The 4,254-nt window shown below is 72.8% G+C and carries 5 protein-coding genes; 1 reads left to right on the plus strand and 4 read right to left on the minus strand.

Going from position 1 to position 4,254, the window contains the following annotated elements; translation table 11 throughout:
- The first annotated feature begins 237 nt into the window (after window positions 1–237).
- The gene (locus AC0CYZ_RS31540; protein ID WP_472222189.1) at window positions 238–783 is read left to right on the plus strand and encodes a dTDP-4-dehydrorhamnose 3,5-epimerase family protein; all 546 of its coding nucleotides are present in this window, start codon (window positions 238–240) and stop codon (window positions 781–783) included.
- A 12-nt stretch (window positions 784–795) separates the two neighbouring features.
- Here AC0CYZ_RS31540 and AC0CYZ_RS31545 read toward each other — a convergent pair whose 3' ends face one another.
- The 4 genes from AC0CYZ_RS31545 to AC0CYZ_RS31560 form a co-directional block, all read right to left on the minus strand.
- Window positions 796–1,824: an NAD-dependent epimerase/dehydratase family protein gene (locus AC0CYZ_RS31545; protein ID WP_472222191.1), complete on the minus strand. Its 1,029-nt coding sequence runs from the start codon at window positions 1,822–1,824 to the stop codon at window positions 796–798.
- A 38-nt stretch (window positions 1,825–1,862) separates the two neighbouring features.
- On the minus strand, window positions 1,863–2,510 hold the full coding sequence (locus AC0CYZ_RS31550) for a PIG-L deacetylase family protein (RefSeq protein ID WP_472222193.1): 648 nt from the start codon (window positions 2,508–2,510) through the stop codon (window positions 1,863–1,865).
- Entirely contained in the window at window positions 2,510–3,334 is an 825-nt protein-coding gene (locus AC0CYZ_RS31555; protein ID WP_472222195.1) for a sugar phosphate nucleotidyltransferase, read from the minus strand. The genes AC0CYZ_RS31550 and AC0CYZ_RS31555 overlap by 1 nt, the downstream gene beginning before the upstream one ends.
- 34 nt (window positions 3,335–3,368) lie before the next feature.
- Window positions 3,369–4,254 (minus strand): class I SAM-dependent methyltransferase (locus AC0CYZ_RS31560; RefSeq protein ID WP_472222197.1); only part of this gene is annotated, 886 nt, incomplete at its 5' end.

Here is a 4,254-nt window from a genome sequence, read left to right on the forward strand (position 1 = left end):
ATCCGCAGCGGATGCACCGCGTCCGGGCCCGGGTCGTCCGCGGCCGGGAAGTGGTCGGATGCGGGCTGGTCGCCCAGGTCGAGCACCACGCGGCCGGCGGTACCGCCGCACCAGCGGCAGGAGACTGCACGGGACCGCGGCTCACCGGCGTCGTCGGTAGGAAGGGCGTCCACGAGCTAATCCTCCCCGCGGGGCGGGGGCGCCGGACGGCCGGGGTCGGTGTTGCAGGATGGCGCCATGGAGGTTCGCACGAGCGAGATCGACGGTGTCCTGGTGTTCGTCCCCACCCCGCACCGCGACGACCGGGGACTGTTCACGCGCACGTTCGACACCGCGATCGCGGCGGAGCACGGCGTCGACCTGGGCCCGGTGGCCCAGGACAGCCAGTCCCGGTCCCGCGCCGGGACGATCCGCGGTCTGCACGGCCGGCGCGGCGCGGGCGAGGCGAAGCTGGTGCGGGCGGCGCACGGCGCGGTGCACGACGTCCTCGTCGACGCCCGCCCCTCGTCACCGACGTTCGGGACGGTCGCCTCGTTCCGGCTCGACGACGAGGAGTTCTGGCACCTCTACGTGCCCGCCGGGCTGCTGCACGGGTTCCAGGCCCTCACCGACGCCGACGTCTGCTACCGGATCGACACCCCGCACGCGCCGGGCGAGGACGTCGGGGTCGCCCACGACGACCCCGACCTCGCCATCGCCTGGCCGCTCGAGGTCACCGCGATCTCCGAGCGGGACCGCACGGCGGGGTCCTGGAAGGACCTGCGGGCCCAGCTCGGAGCGTGATCGGGGCGGCGCTCAGCCCACCGGGCGCAGCGTCGCGTCGAGCGTCCCGGCGGCCTGGCGGGCGGCCAGGACGGCGAGGCGGGTGAAGCGCCGGTCGAACGCCTCCTGGGTGAGCCCGCGCGCCCGGTACTCGCGGAGCAGCTCGGCCGCGCCGTCGCCCACCGACCACTCGCAGCGGAACTCCGGGATCATCTTCTCGATCTTGGTGAAGTCCACGCGGTAGGAGCGCGGGTCGCCGCCGGTCTCGCCGGTCACGAGCAGCTCGGCCTCGGGGACGACGACCTTGACCGCCTCGGCGATGTCGCGGACCTGCACGTTGTTCTCGGTGTTCCCGACGTTGAACGCCTGCCCGCGCACGACGTCGGCCGGCGCCTCCATGGCGGCGATCGCGGCCGAGACGATGTCGCGGCCGTGGCACAGCGGGCGCCACGGCGTGCCGTCGCTCATGACCTTGATGACCCCGGAGAGCACCGCGTGCCCGACGAGGTTGTTGAGCACGATGTCGGCGCGCAGCCGGGGCGAGAAGCCGAACGCGGTCGCGTTGCGCATCGACACCGGAACGAAGTCGGCGTCGGCGAGGTCGACGAGGTCGGCCTCCACGCGCACCTTCGACTCCGCGTACGGGGTCACCGGCTTCATCGGGGCGTTCTCGTCCAGGACGTCGTCGGTGCCCGAGGCGCCGTACACCGAGCACGTCGAGGCGTAGACGAACCGCCCGACGCCGGCCTCCTTGGCCAGCGTCGCGAGCCGCGTCGAGGCGTGGTGGTTGATGTCGTAGGTGTGCTCGGGGGCGAGCGAGCCCAGCGGGTCGTTCGACAGGGCCGCGAGGTGGATCACGGCGTCGAACCCGCGCAGCTGGTCCACCGTCACGTCGCGGAGGTCGACGGCGAGGGACGGCGGGTCCGGGCGCTCCAGCTCGCCGAGGACGCAGTCGGCGTAGAGCCCGGAGTCGAGCCCGGTGACCTCGTGGCCGGCGGCGGCCAGCATGCCGCTTCCGAGCGTGCCCAGGTACCCCTGGTGGCCGGTGAGCAGGACGCGCATGGCGCGGTCTCCCTTCGTGTGGGCGGTACCAGCCTGGCTCAGGCGGGTGCGCCCACGAGCAGGCGGGTGGGGTGGAAGCCCTCGGCGTAGCGGCGGCCGGCCTGGACGCCGCGGATGCGCGCGAGGCCCCGGAAGGCCTCGTCGTCGAACCAGCTGCGGGCGACCTGCGAGGGGTAGTGCGCGTGGAGGAGGCGGATCTTCTCGTCGACGACGTCGGGCTCGAGCGGCCAGAGCAGCGGCGGCTGCGCCAGGTCGGGCTCGGCCTTGAGGATCTCGTAGCCCAGGGCGAGGTGGTCGCGGAAGACCGTCGGGACGAGGCGGGCCAGCTCGCGGTGGTCCTGGTGGTCGTCGGCGCGGTGGCCGGCGAGTACGAGATCGGGCTCGCAGGTCCGCCGGAACGCCTCGAGCTGTTCCTTCGCCCAGTTCCAGTGGACCGGCAGCCGGCCGTCGGGCATGTCGAGGATGGTGACGGCGAGGTCGGCGCCGGGGCAGAACGCGGCGAGCGCGGCCCGCTCCTCGTCCTCCCGCGGGGTCCCGGCGCCGGAGAGCACCAGCGCCCGCACGCGGAGCCCGGGACGCGCCCGGCACAGCGTCAGGAGGGTGCCGCCGGCGCCGATCGGGATGTCGTCGCAGTGCGCCCCGAGCAGGACGAGCTCGTCGAGCCGCTCCGGGACCAGCGGCCGCATCAGGACTGCAGGTGCTGGGTGACGAGGCTCTCGAGCGGCGGCAGGTCGGGCTCGTGCTTCTCCCACAGCATCCAGGGACGGGTCCCGGCGCGGTAGGCGGCCTCGAGCTGGTTGCGCTCCTTGAGCGTGTCCGCCGGGAGCCAGAAGCCCTCGTACGGGTAGCCCATGAGCTTGCCCTCGGCGGCCAGGGCCGTGCAGGCGTCGCCGACGAGGTCGCCGTTCTCGGGGATGCGGTCGATCACCGAGGGCCGCAGCACGAAGTAGCCGCCGTTCTCCCGCACCCCCATGTCCGTCACGGGGTGGATCGAGGTGATCCGGTCGTCGTCGTCCGACTCGACGATGTGGAAGACCGCCTGGGGCAGCACCGCGAGCAGGGCGGCCTCGGCGTCGGAGTCGGCGAAGCGCTTGACCATCTGGTCGAGCGGGGCGTCGGTGAGGACGTCCGCGTAGTTGGCCAGGAACATCTCCTCGTCGGCGAGCAGGTGGCGCACGCGGCGCAGCCGCTCACCGATCGGCGACTCCAGCCCGGTGTGGACGAAGTGGATCGTCCAGTCGGCGATGTCCGACCCGCCGAGCTCGAGCTCGCCCTCGCGCAGGACGAAGTCGTTCGACTCGGTCTCGCGGTAGTTGAGGAAGTAGTCCTTGATGTGGTGGGCGCCGTACCCCAGGCACAGGACGAACTCCTTGTGCCCGAAGTGCGCGTAGTACCGCATCACGTGCCAGATGAGGGGTCGGGGACCGACCATCTGCATGGGCTTGGGGACGTCGGAGTCCCCGTCGCGCATGCGCATGCCGAATCCGCCGCAGAACAGGACGACCTTCACAGCGATTCCTTCGGTCGTTCGGGGGCGGGGGGAGTCACCGCGCGGAGGTGGCCGCCGCCGATCCCGCGGTGACGGTGCCCGTCGCCGGGTCGACGACCTCGAGGGCGGGGATCGGGAACACGAGCCTGCCGCCCCATTCCGCGACGGGCGCGAGCTGGGTGGTGATCTCCTCGCGGAGGTTCCAGGGCAGCACGAGCACGTAGTCCGGCCGGTCGGCGTCGATGCGCTCCGGCTCGTGGATCGGGATCCGGGTGCCGGGCGTGTAGCGCCCGTGCTTGTACGGGTTCCGGTCCACCGTGTAGGCGAGAAGGTCGGGACGGATGCCGCAGTAGTTCAGCAGCGTGTTGCCCTTGCCCGGCGCGCCGTAGCCGACGACGGTCTCCCCGCGGTCGGCGGCGTCGATGAGGAAGCGCACCAGGTCGTTGCGGATGCGCGAGACGTCGCGGGCGAAGCCGGCGTGTCCCTCGACGGTGTCGAGCCCGGCCGCGGCCTCCTGCGCGAGCACGTCGGCGACGGCGGGCGACGCCGCCACGCCCAGCTCGCTCGGCCGCGCCCAGAGGCGGATGGAGCCGCCGTGGGTGGGCACCAGCTCGACGTCGACGACGTCCAGGCCACCCGAGGCGAGGGCCCGGATCGCGGTGCCGACCGTGTAGTACTGGAAGTGCTCGTGGTAGATCGTGTCGAACTGGTTGAGCGCCACCAGGGTCAGCAGGTGCTGCACCTCGATCGACACCCAGCCGTCGTCGGCGACCATCGCGCGCAGGCCCTGCGTGAAGCCCACGACGTCGGGGATGTGCGCGTAGACGTTGTTCGCGACGACGAGGTCGGCCGGCCCGTGCTCGGCGCGCACCGCCGCGCCGGTCTCCGGCGAGAGGAACGCGGTCACGGTCGGGACGCCCTTGGCGCGAGCGGCGTCACCG

Source organism: Actinomycetospora sp., assembly GCF_055612215.1.

Excerpts from the sequence above, each read along its gene's own strand:
- AC0CYZ_RS31545 (WP_472222191.1), bottom strand. The coding sequence starts at position 1,824 with ATGCGCGTCCTGCTCACCGGCCACCAGGGGTACCTGGGCACGCTCGGA.
- AC0CYZ_RS31550 (WP_472222193.1), bottom strand. The coding sequence starts at position 2,510 with ATGCGGCCGCTGGTCCCGGAGCGGCTCGACGAGCTCGTCCTGCTCGGG.
- AC0CYZ_RS31540 (WP_472222189.1), top strand. The coding sequence starts at position 238 with ATGGAGGTTCGCACGAGCGAGATCGACGGTGTCCTGGTGTTCGTCCCC.